The organism is Sediminibacterium sp. TEGAF015 (assembly GCF_025997995.1).
Taxonomy (GTDB): Bacteria; Bacteroidota; Bacteroidia; order Chitinophagales; family Chitinophagaceae; genus Sediminibacterium.
Map to the genome: position 1 here is coordinate 1738216 of NZ_AP026683.1, position 21660 is coordinate 1759875.

The 21660-nt window shown below is 38.7% G+C and carries 21 protein-coding genes; 14 read left to right on the top strand and 7 right to left on the bottom strand.

Features of this window, described 5'->3' with window-relative positions; translation table 11 throughout:
- Positions 1–16 precede the first annotated feature (16 nt).
- The 4 genes from TEGAF0_RS07885 to galE all read left to right on the top strand — a co-directional run bounded on the left by TEGAF0_RS07885 (position 17) and on the right by galE (position 3969).
- On the top strand, positions 17–1063 hold the full coding sequence (locus tag TEGAF0_RS07885) for a sensor histidine kinase (protein ID WP_264897526.1): 1047 nt from the start codon (positions 17–19) through the stop codon (positions 1061–1063).
- Positions 1064–1159: 96 nt separating this feature from the next.
- On the top strand, positions 1160–1807 hold the full coding sequence (locus TEGAF0_RS07890; RefSeq protein ID WP_264897528.1) for a DUF47 domain-containing protein: 648 nt from the start codon (positions 1160–1162) through the stop codon (positions 1805–1807).
- Positions 1808–1825: 18 nt separating this feature from the next.
- Positions 1826–2869, top strand: coding sequence for an inorganic phosphate transporter (locus TEGAF0_RS07895; RefSeq protein WP_264897530.1), 1044 nt, complete (start codon positions 1826–1828; stop codon positions 2867–2869).
- Between the two features lie 59 nt (positions 2870–2928).
- A complete protein-coding gene (gene galE / locus TEGAF0_RS07900; RefSeq protein WP_264897532.1) occupies positions 2929–3969 on the top strand; it encodes a UDP-glucose 4-epimerase GalE in 1041 nt (346 codons plus the stop codon).
- On the opposite strand, the gene TEGAF0_RS07905 is transcribed toward galE, so the two are convergent.
- From TEGAF0_RS07905 to TEGAF0_RS07920, 4 genes are read right to left on the bottom strand one after another with little or no spacing between them, the layout of a single operon-like run.
- Positions 3966–4688: a hypothetical protein gene (locus tag TEGAF0_RS07905; protein WP_264897533.1), complete on the bottom strand. Its 723-nt coding sequence runs from the start codon at positions 4686–4688 to the stop codon at positions 3966–3968. The two genes, galE and TEGAF0_RS07905, sit on opposite strands and share 4 nt — an antisense overlap.
- A gap of 20 nt (positions 4689–4708) precedes the next feature.
- The gene (locus TEGAF0_RS07910) at positions 4709–5380 is read right to left on the bottom strand and encodes a hypothetical protein (RefSeq protein WP_264897535.1); all 672 of its coding nucleotides are present in this window, start codon (positions 5378–5380) and stop codon (positions 4709–4711) included.
- Between the two features lie 20 nt (positions 5381–5400).
- The gene (gene prfA / locus TEGAF0_RS07915) at positions 5401–6462 is read right to left on the bottom strand and encodes a peptide chain release factor 1 (RefSeq protein ID WP_264897537.1); all 1062 of its coding nucleotides are present in this window, start codon (positions 6460–6462) and stop codon (positions 5401–5403) included.
- A gap of 54 nt (positions 6463–6516) precedes the next feature.
- Entirely contained in the window at positions 6517–9477 is a 2961-nt protein-coding gene (locus tag TEGAF0_RS07920; RefSeq protein WP_264897540.1) for a ligand-binding sensor domain-containing protein, read from the bottom strand.
- 86 nt (positions 9478–9563) lie between these two features.
- On the opposite strand from TEGAF0_RS07920, the gene TEGAF0_RS07925 reads away from it, so the two are divergent.
- The 8 genes from TEGAF0_RS07925 to TEGAF0_RS07960 all read left to right on the top strand — a co-directional run bounded on the left by TEGAF0_RS07925 (position 9564) and on the right by TEGAF0_RS07960 (position 16174).
- A complete protein-coding gene (locus tag TEGAF0_RS07925; protein ID WP_264897542.1) occupies positions 9564–10235 on the top strand; it encodes a response regulator transcription factor in 672 nt (223 codons plus the stop codon).
- Positions 10236–10299: 64 nt separating this feature from the next.
- Complete coding sequence (locus TEGAF0_RS07930) at positions 10300–11349, top strand: hypothetical protein (protein WP_264897544.1); 1050 nt, start codon at positions 10300–10302, stop codon at positions 11347–11349.
- 77 nt (positions 11350–11426) lie between these two features.
- Positions 11427–12137, top strand: a complete 711-nt coding sequence (locus tag TEGAF0_RS07935) for an ATP-binding cassette domain-containing protein (RefSeq protein WP_264897546.1) — start codon at positions 11427–11429, stop codon at positions 12135–12137.
- A gap of 44 nt (positions 12138–12181) precedes the next feature.
- A complete protein-coding gene (gene eno, locus TEGAF0_RS07940) occupies positions 12182–13471 on the top strand; it encodes a phosphopyruvate hydratase (RefSeq protein ID WP_264897547.1) in 1290 nt (429 codons plus the stop codon).
- A gap of 72 nt (positions 13472–13543) precedes the next feature.
- Positions 13544–13846 carry an FtsB family cell division protein gene (locus TEGAF0_RS07945; protein ID WP_264897548.1) on the top strand — a complete coding sequence of 101 codons (303 nt, stop codon included), beginning with the start codon at positions 13544–13546 and terminating at the stop codon, positions 13844–13846.
- A gap of 132 nt (positions 13847–13978) precedes the next feature.
- Positions 13979–14203 carry a hypothetical protein gene (locus TEGAF0_RS07950; protein WP_264897549.1) on the top strand — a complete coding sequence of 75 codons (225 nt, stop codon included), beginning with the start codon at positions 13979–13981 and terminating at the stop codon, positions 14201–14203.
- 285 nt (positions 14204–14488) lie between these two features.
- On the top strand, positions 14489–15142 hold the full coding sequence (gene nth, locus TEGAF0_RS07955; RefSeq protein ID WP_264897551.1) for an endonuclease III: 654 nt from the start codon (positions 14489–14491) through the stop codon (positions 15140–15142).
- Between the two features lie 12 nt (positions 15143–15154).
- A complete protein-coding gene (locus tag TEGAF0_RS07960; protein ID WP_264897553.1) occupies positions 15155–16174 on the top strand; it encodes a glycoside hydrolase family 43 protein in 1020 nt (339 codons plus the stop codon).
- Position 16175: 1 nt separating this feature from the next.
- Here the strand turns inward: TEGAF0_RS07960 and TEGAF0_RS07965 are convergent, their stop codons facing one another.
- Genes TEGAF0_RS07965 through TEGAF0_RS07975 form a run of 3 tightly spaced genes read right to left on the bottom strand, consistent with a single transcriptional unit; the run spans position 16176 to position 18565 of the window.
- Complete coding sequence (locus TEGAF0_RS07965) at positions 16176–16433, bottom strand: Txe/YoeB family addiction module toxin (protein ID WP_264897555.1); 258 nt, start codon at positions 16431–16433, stop codon at positions 16176–16178.
- Complete coding sequence (locus tag TEGAF0_RS07970) at positions 16430–16684, bottom strand: type II toxin-antitoxin system Phd/YefM family antitoxin (protein ID WP_264897557.1); 255 nt, start codon at positions 16682–16684, stop codon at positions 16430–16432. The genes TEGAF0_RS07965 and TEGAF0_RS07970 overlap by 4 nt, the downstream gene beginning before the upstream one ends.
- Before the next feature lie 33 nt (positions 16685–16717).
- Entirely contained in the window at positions 16718–18565 is a 1848-nt protein-coding gene (locus TEGAF0_RS07975) for a 2-oxoacid:acceptor oxidoreductase subunit alpha (protein ID WP_264897558.1), read from the bottom strand.
- Between the two features lie 184 nt (positions 18566–18749).
- Between TEGAF0_RS07975 and TEGAF0_RS07980 the strand changes: the two genes are divergently transcribed.
- Complete coding sequence (locus tag TEGAF0_RS07980) at positions 18750–19517, top strand: Bax inhibitor-1/YccA family protein (RefSeq protein ID WP_264897560.1); 768 nt, start codon at positions 18750–18752, stop codon at positions 19515–19517.
- 133 nt (positions 19518–19650) lie between these two features.
- Entirely contained in the window at positions 19651–21654 is a 2004-nt protein-coding gene (locus TEGAF0_RS07985) for an alpha-ketoacid dehydrogenase subunit alpha/beta (RefSeq protein WP_264897562.1), read from the top strand.
- The last annotated feature ends 6 nt before the right edge of the window (positions 21655–21660 follow it).

The following is a 21660-nucleotide window of genomic DNA, read 5'->3' on the forward strand; positions in this document are numbered from 1 at the left end:
TCTGTAATTTGCTTACATGCTGAATACCAAGAATCTTTCCCCTAAACAGTTATCTGCCTTTACAGCTGCCATTCTTGCCATACCCATTTCACTGGGTATCTGGATCATCAGACCTGATATTACAATTGCCTTCATCTCATTGATTGTAACATTTTTGGGGAGTTATTTTCTTATTGGCTTTGTTTTGGAGTCGTTCATTTACAGAAAAATAAAACTCATTTATAAGTTCATATATCAGACCAAAGCCAGTAAACGGGAAGAAACCTATTACAAATATATCCTTCCCCAAAAAGGCATTGATGAAGTAAGAGAAGATGTAGAAAAATGGGCAGAACAAAGAAGTGCGGAAATAGAACTGCTGAAGCAGAATGAAATTTTTCGAAAAGAGTTCCTGCAAAACCTTGCACATGAATTCAAGACTCCCATTTTTGCTATTCAGGGATATATTGACACATTAAGGGATGGTGCAATTGAGAATAGGGAAATCAGTCTTCGATTTCTGGAAAATACGGCCAAGAATGTAACCAGAATGGTAAATCTAGTAAAAGACCTGGATGCCATTTCAAGACTGGAAACTGGTGAACAACCATTACACAAGGAGTATTTTGTGATTCAGGAGTTAATCAAGGAAATTTTTGAAACGCTCTCCATAAAAATTGACGCTAGGAAAATAAACGCCAGCATCAAAAAAGGTTGTGAATTTCCCATAACTGTATATGCAGACAAAGAAAAAATAAGACAGGTAATCAATAATCTGGTTGTAAATGCTATCAAGTACGGAAAAGAAAACGGACAAATTATTGCCAGTGTGTACAAAACAGATGAAGAACATGTTCTGGTTGAATTAAGTGATGATGGAATTGGTATAGCAGAAGAACACCTTCCCAGAGTTTTTGAGCGCTTTTACAGAACCGATAGGGGCAGAAGCAGGGATGTAGGAGGAACTGGTTTAGGGTTAGCCATCTGTAAACATATTGTTGAAGCACACAAACAGACTATGCATATAAGATCTAAATTAGATGTCGGCACAACAGTTGGGTTCACATTGCCTACCAAGAATTAACGCATATTAATTTTTACTATATTATATAATTATTAAGTTTTTGTAAACTTTTGACCCTACCTACCCATTAAGGTACTTTTGTTCAAAATAAACACTATGGGTATTAATAACATCGGTCGCTTTTTCATGCCGAAAAACCAGCTTTTCTACGAATTATTTGAAGACGTGGCAGAAAAAGTTCACGAAATGGGGATTAAGCTAAAAGAGATGGTAAGCGAGGCAGATGAAGACAGAAGAAGAGCTATTCTGGCACTAATTGAAGACCTCGAACACAAGAATGACGACAACACCCATAAGGTTTTCACAGAATTAGGCCGCAATTTTATCACTCCATTCGACAGAGAAGATATCCACTATCTTGCTACAGCACTGGATGATATTGCAGACTATATTTTTGCATCAGCCAAGAAAATTAATTTCTACAGCGTTAACCCTAACGATACAGGCATCCAGAAAATGGCAGATTTGATTCTTCAGGGAACTATTGAAATCAAAAAAGCAGTATTTGGATTAAGAGACATGAAGAATCTCAGAGAAATGACTGAAGCCATGGTTAAAGTAAATAGCATTGAAAATCAGGCGGATGATGTTTTTGACATGAGTATTGAAATGTTGTTTCAACAAGAAAATGACTTCAAGGAAGTAATCAAGAAAAGAGAAATTTATCAGGTGATGGAAATTGCAACGGACAAGTGCGAGGACGCCGCCAATGTAATTGAATCCATTATTATTAAATACGCCTAAGAGGCATTACACATAGTTATGTTTACACTATTAGTGATCATTATTGTTTTGGCCTTCATTTTTGACTATATCAATGGTTTTCATGATGCAGCCAATTCAATAGCTACCATTGTTTCTACAAAAGTACTTACCCCTTTTCAGGCAGTTTTGTGGGCAGCTGTTTTCAACTTCGCCGCATTCTTTATCTCAAAATATATTTTCAAAGAATTCGGTATTGGCAATACTGTTGCCAAGTGGGTTAATGCCGAATTCATCACACTGGAAGTATTAATGGCAGGTATTATGGCAGCCATTACTTGGAATTTAATCACCTGGTGGTTTGGTATTCCTTCCAGCTCTTCGCATACATTAATGGGTGGCTTTATTGGAGCTGCTCTGGCTCATGCTGGAGGATTAAGTGGTGAAGCAGGAGATGTAATCAACTATGCTAAGGTTGTTCCAACATTCCTATTTATTTTCTTTGCCCCATTAATCGGAATGTTCATTGCTTTCATAATAACTATTATTATTGTGCATTTATGTAAACGATCGAACCCTTATAAAGCAGAGAATTGGTTTAAGAAATTACAGCTGCTATCTTCTGCAGCTTTTAGTATTGGACATGGAGGGAATGACGCACAAAAAGTAATGGGTATCATTGGTGCCGCTATTATTTTCTACGAGAAGAATACCCATGGAGTTATTATGGATTTCAACACATTTGTAATTGCATATCCTTGGGTTCCTTTCACCAGTTTCTTATGCATTGGTCTAGGAACCATGAGCGGTGGATGGAAAATTGTTAAGACAATGGGGACCAAAATAACGAAAGTAACTCCACTAGAAGGGGTAGCAGCTGAAACAGCCGGCGCCATCACCTTATTTATGACCGAGCATTTTAAAATTCCTGTTTCAACTACTCACACCATTACAGGTGCCATCATTGGTGTTGGCGCAACCAAAAGATTGAGCGCAGTGAGATGGGGTGTAACGGTTAATCTTCTCTGGGCATGGATTTTAACCATTCCAATCTCAGCAATGATTGCTGGCATTTTTTATACTATCATTAAATTGATTGTGTAAAATAATCAGCCAAAGCCTTCAATTAGCGTATATTGCAGAAAACATTATACGCTTTTTTTATGCCTAAAATATTAGTTACAGGAGGTACTGGTTATATAGGTTCCCATACCATCGTAGATTTAATTGAGAATGGATTTGATGTCATCTCTATAGATAATTTTTCAAGATCAACCACTATTGCATTGGCTGGCATTGAAAAAATTACCGGTAAAAAAGTAAAGAATTATACAGTCGACTTAAAAAATTTCGATGAAACACAGGCAGTGTTTCAGGAGAATCCTGATATTAACGGGATCATTCATTTTGCGGCATATAAAGCAGTAGGTGAGTCTGTAGAAGAGCCTTTGCGTTATTATGAAAACAATATGTTTGGGCTTATTAACTTATTAAAATGTGTACAGGAATTTTCTGTACCCAACTTTGTTTTTTCTTCTTCTTGCACTGTCTATGGAAATCCTGATGCCATTCCTGTAACGGAAAGCTCTCCTATAAAACCAGCAGAATCCCCTTATGGTGCCACCAAGCAAATGGGTGAAGTAGTAATCAAAGATTTTACCAAAGCGGTTCCTACCAAAACAATCTTATTGAGATATTTTAATCCAGTAGGGGCACACCCAACTTGTAACATTGGTGAGCTGCCAGTAGGAAAGCCTCAGAACTTAGTACCTGCCATTACACAAACAGCTATAGGGAAACTTCCTAAAATGTGGGTTCATGGAAATGACTATCCAACCAAAGACGGTTCATGTGTAAGAGACTATATACACGTTTCAGATATTGCACACGCTCACACATTAGCTATCCAATATTTATTGGAAGGTAAAAATGAAACAAATTGCGATATTTTCAACTTAGGTACTGGTGATGGAGTTAGTGTACTGGAAGCCATACATACTTTTGAAGAAGTAAGTGGTGTAAAATTAAATTATGAAATAGGGCCCAGAAGACCAGGAGATGTTATTGCTATTTATGCCAATAACGATGCTGCAGTTACTAAACTGGGATGGAAAATAAAATTCGGTATCAGAGAGATGATGGATACTGCCTGGAAATGGGAATTGAAGATGAAGCAAGAAGCTGATCAGGCGGTAAACAACTAAGGTCCCTCAGAATCATCTGGTTTTAAAGAAGCTAAAGAATTATAGAAGGAAACGATTTTAACCAAATCCGTTTCCTTTTTTACTTTAAGACCTTCCCTTTCAATAAAACCTTTTACTTCATTTGTCCAGCCCGGAAAAAGCCGCATTAAGTCATCAACTTTATAAACAGGATGCATTTTCCCGTCCGCAAAAATATAGAAGTAGAACAAGGGATCCATTTTAAAAGTTAAACCTTGTCCATATTCCATTCTATCCGACATAGTAAAGCGAATATACTTGAGCAGCTTTGCACTTCCCTCCGCTAATACCTGATAGAGGCTCAAGCCATTCTGTTTATCAATCTTTGGGAACCCAGCCTGAAAAACAGCAGCTTTTTTGTTCTCCTGCAAAAATTCAATTCTTTCGATTGGAGAAGTAATTACTATAAGTCTTTGCCTGTCATCTTCCGTAAAAACACGACCATTATAAAGGTTCAATTTAAAGTTACCTCCCTCCATGTCTTCACCAGAAAAAAGGCGGATTCTGGCAGGAATAAAATCCTTGCTAAACCAAGGGCTTCCTTCAAAAGGAATTCCATAATAATTACCATCCCGATAATAGGACGGATCAAAGTTGTAGCGGAAATAATACACATTATAGGCACCCGACAATTGAGCCTTCCCATCTGTTGCAGAACACAAGAGCCCAATACAAATGATAAACAAAAATTTCAAATTCACTTTCACCGATTATTCAAATATTATTTATTCAACTGATTATAATAATTAAAAAGTTTTTCCAAGTCTGATTGCTTTCGAAATTTGGTTTTCTCTTTTTTGATGAATCCAGCGATCTCTGTTGCCTTATCTGACATTAAAGCAAGAACTTGCTCTTCTTTGGTAATTTTAAAAACTTTTGAGCCAGATGCTGCATAAAAATTAATTAGCTTATCGGTTGTTGTTACCGCACCAGTGCCGTAAACTTGCTTAGTCTCAGTAGCAAATTTCGTATCCATCAATAAGCGTAATTTGCCATCAGATAATATCTGATAGAAATTACTCTGATCTAACCCATCAATTGGATCAAACCCCTTCTCAAATACAGAGAGAGAGCCATCCGGCATTTCAAATTCAATTTTGTAAATGGGACTTACCACTTCCATATCAGCACCTGTAGGATCTTGATAATACAAACGATTGTATTGCAATAAAAGCTTGTATTTAAGCTCCCCAGTTAGCTTTCCATTTTTGTTGTAAAGATGGGCTTTCAGATAATCGGGATGAAATAAGTAGTTGGCATTCTCAATGGTAGCAGACTGAGTTCGGATATCAATTCCATTGGCATCTTTTAAAAAAATGCGGGTTCCATATTCCTGGGCTTTTACATTGCCCAACCAGCATGATATACAAAATATCAACAGTATTTTTTTCATACTGTTAATATAAGAAAGTTTTACTGATTGAGCATTTTCTCGGCATTTTCTGCCATCTGTAACGCTTCAATAAACTCATCAATTTCCCCATTAATTACAGCATCCAGGTTATAAGATGTTAATCCAATTCTGTGATCGGTAACTCTTCCCTGTGGCCAGTTATAGGTTCTGATTTTGGCACTGCGGTCGCCTGTACTTACCAAGGTCTTACGCTGACGTGCAATTTCATCTTCCTGCTTTCTAACCTGCTCTTCATACAACTTGGTTCTTAGCATTACCATTGCTTTTTCACGGTTGGCTAACTGAGAACGTTCGGTTTGACAAACTACCACTACCCCTGTTGGAATATGCGTAAGAAACACTTTGGTTTCTACTTTGTTTACGTTCTGACCACCCGCACCACCACTTCGGGCAGTTTCCATTTTCACATCACTTTCCTTCAATTCAAAATCTAATTCTTCCGCTTCAGGCATTACTGCAACAGTTGCCGCAGAAGTATGAACCCTCCCCTGGGTTTCTGTGTTAGGCACACGTTGAACACGGTGCACACCACTTTCAAACTTTAATGTGCCATAAACGTCCTCTCCACTCACTTCCACTACAACTTCCTTGTATCCACCAACTGTTCCCTCGCTTTCACTCACTACTGAAGTTTTCCAACCTTTCTTTGAGCAGTATTTCAAGTACATGCCCAATAAGTCACCTGCAAACAAACTGGCTTCATCTCCACCAGTTCCTGCTCTTATTTCCAGTATGGCATTTTTATCATCCTGAGGGTCTTTAGGAATTAAAAGCTTGGTCAACTCCTTTTCCAAAGACTCTTTCTTTTCTTCGAGTTCAGGCAATTCCATTTTGGCCAGTTCACGCATTTCATCATCAGAACTATTCAAAGCTTCTTTGGCATATTGATGGTCAGCCAATACTTTAAGATATTCCTCGTAAGGCTTTACAATTTTTTCCAATGATCGGTATTCCTTGCTGTAAACGCCAAATTCCTTCTGATTATTAATAATCTCCGGATTGGTAAGCGCTATCCCTACCTGGTCAAATCTGGCTTTTATGGCTTCAAGCTTATTCAGCATAATTTCTGCGTATTTTGGGAGTGCAAAAGTACGGTTTTAAAGGGGTTTTAGCACTTAGAAAACGATTCTAATACGGGTTCCGCCCCCTTTTTTAGTGAAAATTTGCAAACTAACCCCTGATTCTGAAGCCCGTTCATTTAAATTATCGAGTCCAAATCCATTGCTAACTTCTTCCATTTCAAAGCCTTTTCCGTCGTCTTCCATTTCAATTTGAGCAATTTCATTGACCTGAATCCGAATGGTTATTTTGGAACATTCAGCATGTTTCAGGGCATTGGTTAAAACCTCCTGCATCATACGGAGCAAGTGTATGCTTTCTGCAGGAGTTAACCTTTTATCAGCTTCAATGTTCTCATAAATCTCAATAGCAATTGAAGGGTAATTCGGGCGAATGCGATTGACTAAATTCTTGAATCGATCACTCAATGCTGTTAAACTGATTTCCTGATACTGCAAAACCCAGATAGTTTCCCTTAAGGCATTCACCATATCATCAGCATTTTCCTTTAACTTATGTAAAGTGCTGTTTGTTTTTTCATCACTTCTCTCTAGCTGGTTAATATTCGATTTTATAGCAGCAGCATAGGCCCCCAGATGGTCATGTAAATCACGGGAAATCCGCTCCCGTTCTTTATAAATTTGTTGTTCAATAGCCGATTGCTGTAATCGCTGTTTTATTTTCCTTTTAGTAAAAAATCGAACCAGCATCAACAGCCCAATGAGCAGAAGTAAAATCATAGGACCCAAAATGAATGGATTTTGCCAGAACGGAGGCTTGCGGCTAATGAAAATTTTTTTGATAGGTGCTCTTTCCAATTGTGCTTTTGATTCAGCCGCTCTAATTTCCAGTTGAAGGGATTTATAGGTCAAATTGGTAAAACTAATTCTTCGGTTGTTGGGTTGCAGAGTAACCCATTTATCAACCAGTCCTAAAAATCTGTATTGGTAAACCACTTTTTCTGCATTTATGAATGAGGGAGTGGCTATTTCAAGTGAAATAGACTTATCATCCGATTGCAACTTGTATTGATTGGCAATGGGCACTGAATTAAAGTTTATAGCAGCATCTGTAACATAGCAATTCAATTGCAATTTCTTTGGTATGAACAACGATGGCTTAATCATCACCAATCCTTCAGAGCTACTTGTTAACAGGGCTCCGCTTTTATCAACAAAAAAACTGGCTAGTAGAAAATCTGAGGCCGGCATACCATTTTGTTCTGACAATTGAAGAATCTGATCATGATTCTGATCAATTAAGTTCATGCCAGAAGTAGTGGCAACCCATATCCGATTCAATGAATCAACCATGATGCCTGCTACTACATTTCCGGAAAGTCCACTATCTTGATTGTATTGATTAAACCTGCCATTTTTCCATTTGTATACCCCATTGCTAAGCGTAGCAATCCAAATATTCCCATTCAAATCCTGTGTTGTACCAGTTACAATGGTTCTTTTAACAGGAGAAGCTTTGTCATCATTGGTTTTATACTGCAATATTTTATTCAGTGATTTATCAAAAACATCAATGCCGGTATTAGAACTCACCCAGGTTCTTTGCTCTCTGTCGGTAAATGCATGTAACACATAAGACCCAGAAAGTTGATATCTTTTATCCAGCGACTCAGCCCAATATCGCCTTGTTAGCATTGTTTTTGTATCCAATAAAACGAGTCCTGATTTGGTGGAAATGAATAGTTGGCCTGTTCCCGAATGATAGTGCAAATGAAAAATAGTGTTATCGGGTAATTTTAAATTATCTGTATTGGCAATCAGTTGAAACCGGCCATCCGGGTAAATTAAAAAAAGACCCTCGTTTTCGATGGCTGTCCATAACTTACCTTTATCACCGGCTACCAGAGATCTGACTTTCTTTCTCGACACCAATTCCCACTTATTTTTTGCTGATGCTCTTTTGTAAATACCTGAAACTGCAGCCAACCATTCATTATGATTGCTATCTACCGCGTAAGAAAAAACCGTTTCAGTTTTGTTGAGTGGTTGAATTAATGTAAATGCACTGGCAGTATGATTGTATAATAAAACTCCATTGTTTGCAAACCCAACCCAGCTGATACCAGCCGTATCATGATAACTGCATAATACGGCATTAGCCTGATTAAGCGTAGCAGGCAATTGTGATCCCCTCCAATAATAGGGAATATAATTGCTGTCCACTTTCAACAAACCAGAGAGACTTGATATCCACGCCCGATTGTATGAATCAAAACTGAGATGATATATTTTTTCAGACAGCTGAATACTATCTGAAACCAATATCTGACTACCTACCTGGAAAATTCTAAACTTTGGTTTATGTTCAATTGATTCATCAACTGTCCAGAGTTTTTTTCTTCGATCAAAAAAAATCTTACTGATTGAGGCAGAAGCTCCGGGAAGACCCGCCAGCTGATAAATTTTCTTCACGATAAAACTCCGCAAATCGTATTGATATAATTTGCTTTTATAAAGTCGCCAAATTCCGGCATCGTTAACTGTGTAGGCACATCGATCGTTATAATTTCCAACGATTTTTTTTATAAGTCTCTGCTGATTTAGCCATACATACAGCTGATCTTCGGCAACAAATGCGAGGTTACCATTACCGATTTGAAATATTTGATCAAATACATATTGAATCACATTTTTTCGATTGGGATTAATATGTATTCTTTCAAATTGATTGCTATGGTAACTAAATTTATTTAATCCATTCCTTGTACCTACCCATATATTACCTGCACCATCTTCACTAATCGCAGTTATATACTGATCGCTGATGCTCATGGTATCATTTGCATCATGTTTATACCTGGTAAATCCGATTCCATCAAAACGGTTTAACCCGTCCTGGGTTCCCAGCCATACATATCCCTTTGAATCTTTGAAGATAGCTGTGACAGCATTTTGAGACAATCCGTTTTTCACGGTAAATGATAAAAAGCCAGGCTGTCCCGATCCCATCAGTACTAAGCAGATAAATCCTAATAGCAAGGAAAGCCGTAATTGCATATCATTAAATTAATACATTTATTATAAATCTGAATACTGCAAATGCAGTATTGATGCTTTAAAAAAACTATTTCAATTTTAAGCCGATGATTCAAATTGGTATTGTAGACGACAAATCACTGAACCGTAATATGATTCGGCAGAATTTGTATGGCGTGAAAGAAATTGAAGTAGTTCTCGAAGCAGTAAATGGACTTGATTTTCTTGAAAAAATAAAAACACTCAACCACAATAATTTACCACAGGTAGTATTGATGGATTTAGATATGCCTGTTATGAATGGCATTGATACAATTGCCATTGCAACTATAAAATTTCCAAATATCAAATTCATTGTATTGACTGTATTTGATGATGATGACAAGATATTTGAAGCAATCAAAGCAGGCGCATCAGGTTATTTATTAAAAGATGATGCGCCGGATATGCTCATAGATGCTATTCAAAATGCCTTTCATTTAAACGGAGCTCCCATGAGTCCGGCCATTGCCAGAAAAACATTACTATGGTTAAAACAAGGCCCCAAACCAATAAGTACAAATCAAGAGCAACCAGATACCATGCTGAATTCACTTAGTGAAAGAGAACAGGAAATTTTAAAGTGCCTCGTGGAAGGTCAGGACTACCGAAAGATTGCAAGCAATTTGTTCATCAGTCCTCAGACAGTTCGCACCCATATTAGCAGAATTTACGAGAAGCTGCATATCAATTCAAAGGCTCAGGCCATTCAATTAGCACACAAGTTTAATTGGAATTAAAATACAGCATATGCTGTATTGCCATCTGCTTTTCTTTATAATAGCTTCAATCAAAATTACCAAAATGAAAAAGCTATTTTCTGTAAGCATGATGCTACTTTTCGCTCTCATTACGTTTGCGCAATCTATTGGCGAAGTCGACTTAAAAGAAATTAATAACTATGGTCTTAGAAAATTAAAAGACGCCCCTAAGAAAGTTTTTATCAGTCAGTTCAGAGTAAATTTTCAGACCATGTACCTGGACACTGAAAAAAAATCAGGCGGATTCAGAGGGGGAAGTGATTATACCAGAAGTTATAAAAGCGCCGTATCTGCAAGTGTAGCTTTAGGTTTGAAAGGACTTCAGGAAAAAGACCTGATTGATATAACTGATGAACTATATAAAAACCTGGTTAATCAACTAAAGGCGGAAGGGTTTGAAATCATCACTGCGGAGCAAGCACTGGTATCTGACGAATTAAAAGATTGGGTTAAAAGAACAGGCGGCACACTCAATCAAGCACAATATGATGGATATGTATCTGTATCTCCCACTGGTTTTGATTATTTAGTAAAAGGGGTGAATGATGACGGAAAAGAAAAGAATTCGTTTTTCAATAAGGCGCCTAAAATTTCACAGCAGTTAGGAGGCGCAATGGTTTTAATCGTGAACCTTGCCGTACCCTTTGCTAATGAAGCAGAATCAGGAGGCAGTAAGTTGTTAGGTAGACTGGGGGGTGGAGCCAAAGTAGTAGCCGAAACCAATCTGGCTATTGGGAGTGAAGCCTTGGATTATAGCGGAACTACTGGATTTTATGCCAATGGCAGCTCTATTATAGGATTGAATGTTAAGCAAAGCATGGCAAATATTAGCGTAGGCAACTGGTTACTTAAAAAGCCAATTAGCATAGAAGGCGTAATAGAAAAGAAAAAATACAAGGCAGAAGAGCAAGCGAAAGTGGACATGTGGGGGCAGGATGCCGGTTTTTTCAGGGTATTTGATGTAGACGATCGTTTTATGAAAAATGTGCAGGTCATTCCTGTTGAATCCGCTAAGTACAAAGCTGGGGTATCAGCTGCAGCCAACAAGTACTTGAATGCTGTAATGGATGAGATCCGCAGTAGTTTGAAATAAGTGCCCCTCAAATATTAACGAATCATCCGGAAAAATACCTTGAAAATGAAGTAGGTTTGAGGCTGCAAAAGAGCCACATGTCAATAGAAGTAAGCCATTTAACTAAAAAATACGGTACACAAACCGCAGTGAACGATCTCTCTTTTTCATTAGAAAAAGGGGAGATCGTTGGCTTTTTAGGACCTAACGGAGCAGGTAAGAGTACTACCATGAAAATGATTACCGGATCCATTGAACCGGACAGCGGGAGTATTTTGGTTGCAGGAATGCAATTGTCAGAAAATCCAATAGCATGCAAGCAGAAAATCGGCTACTTATCTGAATTGAATCCGCACTACTACGATTTGTACGTAAAAGAGTACCTGCAATTTGTGGGTTCTGTACACCAGTGTAATAATCTCACGCATTTACTTAAAGAGACTATTGACAGGGTGGGATTAGGACCGGAACAACATAAAAAGATCGGCCAGTTATCCAAGGGCTACAAGCAAAGGGTGGGATTGGCAGCTGCGATTATTCACAATCCCGAAGTGTTGATTTTAGATGAACCCACCACAGGCTTAGATCCCAACCAGATCATTGAAATCAGACAACTTATCCAGGAATTGGGGCAGGACAAAACAGTACTGTTTTCCAGTCATATTTTACCCGAAGTAGAAGCCATTTGTAGCAGGGTAATTATTATTCATAAAGGAAATTTAATGGCCAATCAGCCCATTTCAGCACTCAATCAAAAAGAATCCCTGGAATCGGTTTTCAGAAGCCTAACGGCTCCTATTCGTGTATAATCTACATATTACTTATATTTGAAAACATAATTAAAACAAAGAACATGAGCTACATTATTGACGTACACGCAAGACAGATATTAGACAGCAGAGGAAATCCTACTGTTGAAGTGGATGTATTAACCGACAACGGCGCTTTAGGCCGTGCAGCAGTACCAAGCGGTGCGAGTACAGGAATTCACGAAGCAGTTGAATTGCGTGATAACGACAAGAAAAAATATGTAGGAAAAGGCGTTTTAAAAGCCGTAAAAAATGTCAATACCACTATTGCGGAAGCTTTGGTAGGCATGGAAATTTCAGAACAGGCTGCTATTGATCAGGCAATGATTGATTTAGATGGCACTCCAAATAAAGCCAAATTAGGCGCTAATGCTATTTTAGCAGTGAGTATGGCGGTTGCTAAAGCAGCTGCAGACGAAGCAGATTTGCCCTTGTATAGATATATTGGCGGAACCAATTCCAAAACATTGCCTATCCCAATGATGAATATCCTGAATGGAGGTGCACATGCAGACAATAAGATTGATTTTCAGGAATTCATGATTATGCCGGTAGGCGCACCTAGTTTCAGTGAAGGTTTGCGTTGGGGTGTAGAAATTTTCCACACGTTAAAGGGTGTGTTAAAGAAGAAAGGATACAGCACTAATGTAGGGGATGAAGGCGGATTTGCTCCTAATATTCAAAGCAATGAAGAAGCCATTGAAACCGTATTGGAATCCATTCAGGCGGCTGGATATAAGACTGGCTCACAAATCGTGATTGCCATGGATGCCGCTAATAGTGAACTATGGGATGCCAAGAAAAAGAAATACGTTTTCCATAAGAGCTCTGGTAAAGTGATGAGCAGCGATGAGCTAGTGAAATTCTGGGAAAAATGGGTGAAGCAATATCCGATCGTATCCATTGAAGATGGTATGGCAGAAGACGATTGGGGCGGCTGGAAAGCATTAACACAAGCAGTTGGCAGCAAATGCCAGTTGGTAGGTGACGATTTATTTGTGACCAATGTAGAACGTATTCAGCAAGGAGTTGACAAACATATTGCCAATGGCTTGTTGGTAAAAGTAAACCAGATTGGAACCATCACCGAAACCATTAACGCAGTAACCTTGGCACAGCACAATGGTTACAATACCATCATGAGCCATAGAAGTGGTGAAACAGAAGATACAACTATAGCTGATTTAGCAGTAGCATTAAACTGTGGTCAAATCAAAACAGGTTCTGCATCCAGAACAGACCGTATGGCTAAATACAACCAACTCATCCGTATTGAAGAAATGTTGGGAGACACTGGCATTTATCCAAAAGGGAAAATTAAGTTCGGTAAATAGTTTATAGCACACTGTGCACAAATCTTAGTTGGCAGATAAAGGTTTCTTATTACTTTTATCTGCCAATTTTTTATGAAGAAAGCGATTCCCTATATCACCAATAAATATTTTATCGCAGCTGTACTGTTTATAGTATGGATGTTATTTTATGACCAGCGCGATTATTTTCAGCAAAAGGAAAGAAGAGACGAACTAAAAAAATTAGAGCAGAAAAAAGCTTACTACGAGCAGGAAATAGAAAAGACCAAGAAAGAACTCAACGATTTACAGAATAACCCTGCCGCTATCGAGAAATATGCCAGAGAACGGTATTTGATGAAGAAGGAAGGGGAAGATATTTTTATTATTGAAGACTCCAGTGCTACAAAGAAGTAAGTGCCGATAGAAGAATGATTTTCTATGCAAGCCTTATAGAAAATTAAGCAAATAATTATTCTTTACAATATTTTAATATTGGTACCGTTTTATAAAAGACCGTATCCTCTTGTTCACGCAGCCAACCTGCTTATGAAAAACTTTAAAGAAGAGGAATTGATTATGTACGTATACAAGGATTGCACGTCTGCGCTTACCAAAGCCATTGAAAAAGCTATATCAGAAGACGCGGAATTAAAAACACAGGTTGAAAACTTACAACGGTCTAAGGATCAATTAGACAAGCTGAAGCTTAAATCTCCCTCGAAAAAGTCAATCAAAGCTATTTTGGATTACGCCAGAAAGAAAGAGAATTAGTACCCTTTTTTTGCGCCTTAACCCAATTTGAAATCCAAAGAGCAGGAAAAATGATTGAAAAAAGACACAAGATGAAACTAATCATTTTTGCATTGGGAGTTAATAAATAATCAGCAGTAATAACCCAAATAACTATTACACTCATTAGTGTAAAGATATTTTCAATCAACTTAAGCATTATTCATGTTTTTAAGAACATTAAAATAGTGATATTCTTGCATCGTTAGTAAATTCAGCACTAATTTTAACAAAAGCTATTAGTAGAGATATTTACTAAAAATGAAAATGACCAAGAAGCAACGTTATCAGGAAGTCATCAACTATTTTCAGGAAACCACACCCGTTGCAGAAACGGAATTAGTGTACGATAATCCCTTTCAGTTATTAGTGGCTGTAATCCTTTCAGCCCAATGCACTGATAAAAGGGTCAACCAGACTACACCTGGTATTTTTAAAGTATATCCAACTCCTCAAAAAATGGCCAAAGCCAGTTTTGATGATTTGTTTCCATTAATCAGAAGTATCTCCTATCCCAATAACAAAACCAAGCATTTAATTGGCATGGCCAATATGTTACTGGAACAATTTGGTGGTGAAGTTCCTATGACGGTAGAAGAACTAGTGAAGCTACCCGGAGTAGGCAGAAAAACAGCCAATGTTATCACAAGTGTAATAGACGAACAACCGAATATGGCGGTAGACACGCATGTATTCAGGGTGAGTCATCGATTGGGATTGGTTAGCACAAAAGCCACTACCCCACTGGCAGTTGAAAAAGAATTGATCAAATATATTCCAGAAGAATTGGTACACAGAGCGCACCATTGGTTAATCTTACATGGAAGATATACTTGCCTGGCAAGAACTCCGAAATGCGAAGCATGTGGCATACAAAACAGCTGTTCTTTTTTTGCTAAACAGGCAAAGAAGCTTAAATAACATACTATCGTTATGAAGAAAATCATCTGCATTGTTTTACTATGCGCTTCAACATTTACAACCATAGCTGCGCAGGAAATGAAAGCTTCTAATTATCAACAATCAGGCAACCCAATCATCAACGGATGTTATGCCGATCCGGAAGCCGTCATACTCAACAAACAATACTGGATTTTCCCAACCTACTCAGCCAAATACAAAGACCAGGTTTTTTTGGACGCATTTTCTTCAAAGGATTTAACCAACTGGAAAAAGCATTCCCGCGTTATAGATACTAGTGTAATAAAATGGGCCTATATGGCCATGTGGGCACCCTCGATTGTAAAAAAAGATAAGCAATATTTTTTGTTCTTTTCAGCGAATGATATTCAAAGCAAAAAGCGAAACGGAGTAAAAGACGATCACAACGGAGGCATTGGTATTGCAGTAGCTTCCCAACCAGAGGGGCCCTATAAGGATTACTTGGGCAAACCATTGATCAATCAATTTTACAATGATGCTCAACCCATTGATCAATTTGTATTTCAAGACAAAGACAAAAAATATTATCTGATATACGGAGGTTGGGGCAGGTGCAATATTGCCCAGCTCAATAAAAACTTTACAGGGCTTACTCCTTTTCCAAATGGTGAACTGGTAAAAGAAATTACGCCAAAAGGTTATGTAGAAGGACCTATTATGTTCATCAGAAAAGGAACTTATTATTTTATGTGGTCTGAAGGTGGATGGACCAATGGCACCTATAAGGTAGCTTATGCAAGAGCCAATAATTTGTATGGCCCCTTCGAGAGAGAAACAACTATTCTGGAAGCGGATAGTACCATAGCAACAGGAGCAGGACACCACTCAGTAATGAATATCCCTGGTACAGACGATTGGTATATTATCTATCACAGAAGACCCATACCTAATAAAGACAGAGATCACAGGGTTACCTGTATAGACAAACTTTATTTTAATACAGATGGAAGCATTCAAAAAGTGAAAATGACTTTTGAAGGAGTGGAGAAAAGATTACTCAATAATCAATAGATTAATAATGAAACCTACACTGCAATATATAAATACAGTCTTCTTTAACCATGTACACCAATCGATGCTCTTCATTAATTCTTCTGCTCCAGCAACCAGAAAGATTCCCTTTTAAAGGCTCTGGTTTGCCAAGACCAGTAAATGGATTTCGTTGCGCATCTTTTATTAAATCATTAATGCGGAATAATATTTTTTTTTCGTTGACCTGCCAATATAAATAATCTTCCCACCCTGACTGATCCCATAACAATTGCTTCATTTGTTAATGAGCTTTTTTTGTAATGGCTTTGTGGTTTCAATGCGCGCTAAAGCCAATTCTAATCTGGCTCTATTGGCAGGTGTACTATTCAAGTAAATCGTTTCTTGAATACTGTTGTACTCTTCTAAACTCATTACCACCACATTCTTACCCTTACTGCGGGCAACCACCACAATATCCCCATCATCATTAACTGAATTAAGGCTTTCGGCTAAATTATTCCTGAACTCGGTGTAGTTGACCACTTTCATGAGTATTTATTTAAGTACTAAATTAAGGCTTTTTTATAACATCTTAATAATCGCATCCACCAATTCCCCTTTGGTAATAGGAACGCCCATGATTTTGTTGTAACCCTTGGCGTCCACTAAATACAGATCTCGAATAATCTTGATCAATTGACCATTGTTGATTTCTGGAATCAATACATGATCAAAGCTAGCAATGATGTCGCCTAAGTTTTTAGGGAAAGGACGTAGGTAACGGATATGTGCATGGCTAACAGCATGACCTGCTGCCTGTAATTCAGTAACGGCACTTTTAATGGCACCATAGGTTGAGCCCCAGCCCAATACCAATACTTTTCCTTTTGAAGGACCACTATCAATGGTTTGCAAAGGAACATAGTCCGCAATCTTATCCACTTTTGCCTGACGAACTTTCACCATATGCTGGTGGTTGTCCGGATCATAGCTGATATTACCCGTGATATCTTGTTTTTCCAATCCCCCAATGCGATGCTCCAATCCTGCAGTGCCTGGAACGGCCCAGGGTCTGGCTAATTTTTCATCGCGCTGATAAGGCATAAACTTAGCTTCACTTTCTGCCAATCCTTTCTTAAAGCTTACTGGTATTTCTGGCAAGTCTGCGCTTTGCGGGAACTTCCAGGGTTCTGCACCATTGGCAATATAACCATCGCTTAATAAAATAACCGGAGTCATATGTTGAATCGCAATTCGTACTGCTTCAAAAGCCACATCAAAGCAATCTGAAGGCGTTGCAGAAGCAATCACAGGCATGGGACATTCGCCGTTTCTTCCGTAATAGGCCTGCAATAAATCGCTCTGTTCTGTTTTAGTAGGCAATCCGGTAGAAGGACCACCTCTTTGTATATTCACAATCACCAAAGGGATTTCAAGCATTACAGCCAATCCCATGGCTTCTGTTTTCAAAGCCATACCTGGGCCTGATGTAGTGGTTACGCCGATGGAACCACCGTAACTCGCACCTATCGCAGCGGTAATCCCCGCAATCTCATCTTCGGCTTGAAAAGTTCTTACACCAAAACTTTTGTATTTACTTAAATCGTGTAAAATATCAGAAGCAGGAGTAATCGGGTATGTTCCTAAGAACAAAGGCAGCCCTGCTTTTTCGCCAGCTGCAATCAACCCCATGGCCAATGCCTGATTCCCCATAATGCTGCGATACAAACCAGCAGGCATTTTAGCTTTTTCAACAGTATAACGGGTAGTAAATGTTTCTGTAGTGTCACCATAATTGTATCCCGCCTGCAATACTTTAATATTACTCTGCAGAATACTTTCTTTCTTACCGAATTTTTCTTGTAAAAAGTCAATGGTGTTGTCTAGTTTTCTATTGTACATCCAATAGATATAGCCCAACACAAACATATTCTTTGCGCGGTCTCTTTCCTTGGTACCTAAATCGGTAAATTCTTTTAATGCTTCGCGCGTAAGTTTGGTAACATCAATTTTTATCACTTCAAATCCATCCAGGCTCCCATCTTCCAATGGATTCACACCATCGGGATAATTGGCCAAACGCAAATTTTTAGCATCAAAACCATCAATGTTCACGATGATTTTACCACCTTTCTTAATCGCTTTCAAATTCACTTTCAATGCAGCAGCATTCATGGCAACTAGCACATCTGCAATATCCCCCGGAGTATAAACCTTATCCGAAGAAAAATGTAACTGGAATCCACTCACTCCCGGAACGGTTCCGATCGGAGCCCTGATTTCTGCCGGAAAGTCTGGAAAAGTTGCCAAATCTATCCCCAGTAAAGCGGTATTATTGGTAAACTGTTGACCCGTTAATTGCATCCCATCTCCACTGTCTCCTGCAAACTTGATGACTACACTCTGTAAAACGGTTTCCTGATTATTCATCTGCGCTAATTAAAGTGGCAAAGTTACCATTTTTGGAGGGCATCCAAACTGTCCTTTCGGCATCTTTTGTGCAATTATTGCCATTTTCGTAAACAAAACAAGGTTTATAACTTGTTAAAGCCCACTTTCAACCCCTTGGAATGAAATTTGTTTATAGTAGATTTGAAACAGAAAAAATTTCACTATGGCAATTTTTAAATCGGGTAACCCTACCCTTACAGAGAAAATGTTTGATAAGAGCTACGAGATGGCGGCCGGAAATATGGGCACCATGACCGTAAGAGGATCTATCAATAAGTTCGGATTCATGATGCTGATGTTGATTGCAGGGGCAGCGTATAACTGGAATTTGTACGAACAACTAAAGCAAGATACCATGACCACTTTAATGTGGGTTGGTATTATTGGAGGTTTGATTTCTGCATTGGCTATTACTTTTAAACCCAATTGGGCTCCGTTTTTGGCGCCTTTATATGCATTATTAGAAGGTTTGTTCATTGGTGCTATTTCGGCCATCATGAACGCCGCTTTTGCCGAGTCATATCCAGGTTTAATTATGCAGGCAGTAGGTTTAACATTTGGCGTAGCCCTGGCTATGTTCTTGTTATATAATTTCAGGGTGATCAATGCCACTGAACGCTTTAAATCCATCGTTTTCACGGCCACGTTGGGCATCGGTATTTTTTATTTGATTACCATGGTGCTTCGTCTTTTTGGGGTGAACGTTAGCTTTATGTACGATAGCAGCTTATTAAGCATTGGTATCAGCTTATTTGTAGTAGCTATTGCAGCTTTAAACCTGATTATGGACTTTGATATGATTGAGCAGGGAGCAGAAAGAGGTGCGCCTAAATTCATGGAATGGTATGGTGCTTTCGGACTAATGGTCACCATCGTTTGGTTGTACATTGAAATGCTGAAATTATTGAGCAAATTAAGCAGTAGAGATTAATCATTCGTCTACGTTTTTTCTTCTCAAAAATTTAATAAAAATATTACTGAGCCCCGAAGATTTTCGGGGCTTTTTTCATTCGGGAAGCTCCACAATAAGGGTTAACTTTATAGCCTAATAATGACTATACGCCATGGATTTTAATCGCGAAGGATTTAGCAACGAAGAATTAGTGCATCTGTACCGCAATTTGTTATTGCCCCGTATGATCGAAGAGAAAATGTTGGTGTTGTTGCGCCAGGGAAAAATCAGTAAATGGTTTAGTGGGATTGGACAGGAAGCCATTGCAGTGGGTACTACATTGGCCATGGCCAACGACGAATGGATTATGCCGCTGCACAGAAACCTGGGCGTGTTCACTTCAAGGCATATGCCATTGAATAAATTATTCAGACAATGGCAGGGCAACAAAGATGGGTATAGCAAAGGGAGGGAGCGAAGCTTTCACTTCGGGGCCAAACCCTATCATATTTGCGGGATGATTTCTCACTTAGGACCGCAGCTGGCTATTGCCGATGGCGTTGCATTGGCTTACACACTTAAAAACGAAGCCAAAGCTTCTGTTGCGTTTTCCGGAGATGGCGGAACTAGTGAAGGAGATTTTCATGAAGCATTGAATGTAGCAGCTGTTTGGAATTTACCCGTAATATTCATCATTGAAAACAATGGTTATGGATTGAGTACACCTGTAAACGAACAATACAAGTGCGAGCAATTGGTAGACAAAGCCAAGGGCTATGGCATGGAGGGTATTCGCATTGATGGCAATAATATATTAACTGTTTACAATACCATCAAGGGGGTAAGAGAATATTGTATTAAAAATAAGAAGCCCTATTTCATTGAATGCATGACATTCAGAATGCGTGGGCACGAAGAAGCCAGTGGCACCAAATATGTTCCCAAAGAATTGTTTGAAGAATGGGGACACAAAGATCCCGTAAAAAAATACGAACAGTTTTTGATTCAATCGCAGTTGCTAACAGAAATGAATGTAGCAGATATCAGAAATGAGTTTAAGCAATACATTGAGACCGAATTAGCCGATGCATTTACTGCTGCTGAAATGGTAGTAGATACAGCAGAAGAAATTGCTGATGTATTTGCCCCTGTCCCCGTTTCATCAGATCGTGTTGTACTCGATAGTATTGCTGAAACCAACATTGAACATACCCGCGAAGCCCGATTGATTGATGCCATTTCCGAAGGTTTAGACATGAGCATGGAAAAACATGCAAATCTTGTATTGATGGGTCAAGACATTGCAGAATATGGAGGCGCGTTTAAAATAACAGAAGGGTTTGTAGAAAAATATGGCAAAGCTAGGGTACGCAACACACCTCTTTGTGAAAGTGCTATTGTGGGTGCCTGTTTGGGGATGAGTCTGGAGGGATTTAAAACCGTGATGGAAATGCAGTTTGCTGATTTCGTTACCGTTGGCTTTAATCAAATCGTAAATAATTTAGCTAAGATTCATTATCGCTGGGGACAAAATGCAGATGTGGTGGTTCGAATGCCAACGGGCGGTGGTGTAGGCGCAGGACCTTTTCATTCACAAAGCAACGAAGCCTGGTTTACGCATGTGCCCGGGCTAAAAGTAGTATATCCATCTAATCCACATGATGCAAAGGGATTAATGATTGCTGCCATCAACGACCCCAACCCTGTTCTATTTTTTGAACACAAAGCACTCTACAGAAGCATTAGTGGAAAATTACCACAAGCTTATTATGAAGTAGAAATTGGGAAAGCAGCAACCATTAAAGAAGGAGACGATATCAGCATTATCACTTATGGAGCAGGAGTGCATTGGGCTTTAGAATACCACGAAGCGAATCCAGCAATCTCCATCCATATTGTAGACCTGAGAACCTTAGCTCCACTAGACTATAGTGCCATTAAAGCTGCAGTTGCACAAACAGGTAAAGTATTGATTTTACACGAAGACAATTTAGTAGGAGGCATTGGTGGAGAAATCAGTGCCTGGATTAGTGAACATTGTTTTGAATTATTGGATGCGCCAGTCTTGCGTTGCGCCTCGTTGGATACACCAATTCCATTCAATTTGGAATTGGAGAAAAACTATATGGCCAAGAGTCGCTTAGAGGAAAGCGTTCAGAAATTGCTCAATTATTAATTCCAT

Bases quoted from the DNA above. Each gene is read 5' to 3' on its own strand.
- TEGAF0_RS07970 (WP_264897557.1), bottom strand. From the start codon at position 16,684: ATGAAAGTGGTCAACTACACCGAGTTCAGGAATAATTTAGCCGAAAGC.
- TEGAF0_RS07930 (WP_264897544.1), top strand. From the start codon at position 10,300: ATGAAAAAGCTATTTTCTGTAAGCATGATGCTACTTTTCGCTCTCATT.
- nth (WP_264897551.1), top strand. From the start codon at position 14,489: ATGACCAAGAAGCAACGTTATCAGGAAGTCATCAACTATTTTCAGGAA.
- TEGAF0_RS07935 (WP_264897546.1), top strand. From the start codon at position 11,427: ATGTCAATAGAAGTAAGCCATTTAACTAAAAAATACGGTACACAAACC.
- TEGAF0_RS07950 (WP_264897549.1), top strand. From the start codon at position 13,979: ATGAAAAACTTTAAAGAAGAGGAATTGATTATGTACGTATACAAGGAT.
- eno (WP_264897547.1), top strand. From the start codon at position 12,182: ATGAGCTACATTATTGACGTACACGCAAGACAGATATTAGACAGCAGA.
- TEGAF0_RS07965 (WP_264897555.1), bottom strand. From the start codon at position 16,433: ATGAAGCAATTGTTATGGGATCAGTCAGGGTGGGAAGATTATTTATAT.
- TEGAF0_RS07925 (WP_264897542.1), top strand. From the start codon at position 9,564: ATGATTCAAATTGGTATTGTAGACGACAAATCACTGAACCGTAATATG.
- TEGAF0_RS07985 (WP_264897562.1), top strand. From the start codon at position 19,651: ATGGATTTTAATCGCGAAGGATTTAGCAACGAAGAATTAGTGCATCTG.
- TEGAF0_RS07910 (WP_264897535.1), bottom strand. From the start codon at position 5,380: ATGAAAAAAATACTGTTGATATTTTGTATATCATGCTGGTTGGGCAAT.
- TEGAF0_RS07890 (WP_264897528.1), top strand. From the start codon at position 1,160: ATGGGTATTAATAACATCGGTCGCTTTTTCATGCCGAAAAACCAGCTT.
- TEGAF0_RS07895 (WP_264897530.1), top strand. From the start codon at position 1,826: ATGTTTACACTATTAGTGATCATTATTGTTTTGGCCTTCATTTTTGAC.
- TEGAF0_RS07885 (WP_264897526.1), top strand. From the start codon at position 17: ATGCTGAATACCAAGAATCTTTCCCCTAAACAGTTATCTGCCTTTACA.
- TEGAF0_RS07980 (WP_264897560.1), top strand. From the start codon at position 18,750: ATGGCAATTTTTAAATCGGGTAACCCTACCCTTACAGAGAAAATGTTT.
- TEGAF0_RS07920 (WP_264897540.1), bottom strand. From the start codon at position 9,477: ATGCAATTACGGCTTTCCTTGCTATTAGGATTTATCTGCTTAGTACTG.
- TEGAF0_RS07945 (WP_264897548.1), top strand. From the start codon at position 13,544: ATGAAGAAAGCGATTCCCTATATCACCAATAAATATTTTATCGCAGCT.
- prfA (WP_264897537.1), bottom strand. From the start codon at position 6,462: ATGCTGAATAAGCTTGAAGCCATAAAAGCCAGATTTGACCAGGTAGGG.
- TEGAF0_RS07975 (WP_264897558.1), bottom strand. From the start codon at position 18,565: ATGAATAATCAGGAAACCGTTTTACAGAGTGTAGTCATCAAGTTTGCA.
- galE (WP_264897532.1), top strand. From the start codon at position 2,929: ATGCCTAAAATATTAGTTACAGGAGGTACTGGTTATATAGGTTCCCAT.
- TEGAF0_RS07960 (WP_264897553.1), top strand. From the start codon at position 15,155: ATGAAGAAAATCATCTGCATTGTTTTACTATGCGCTTCAACATTTACA.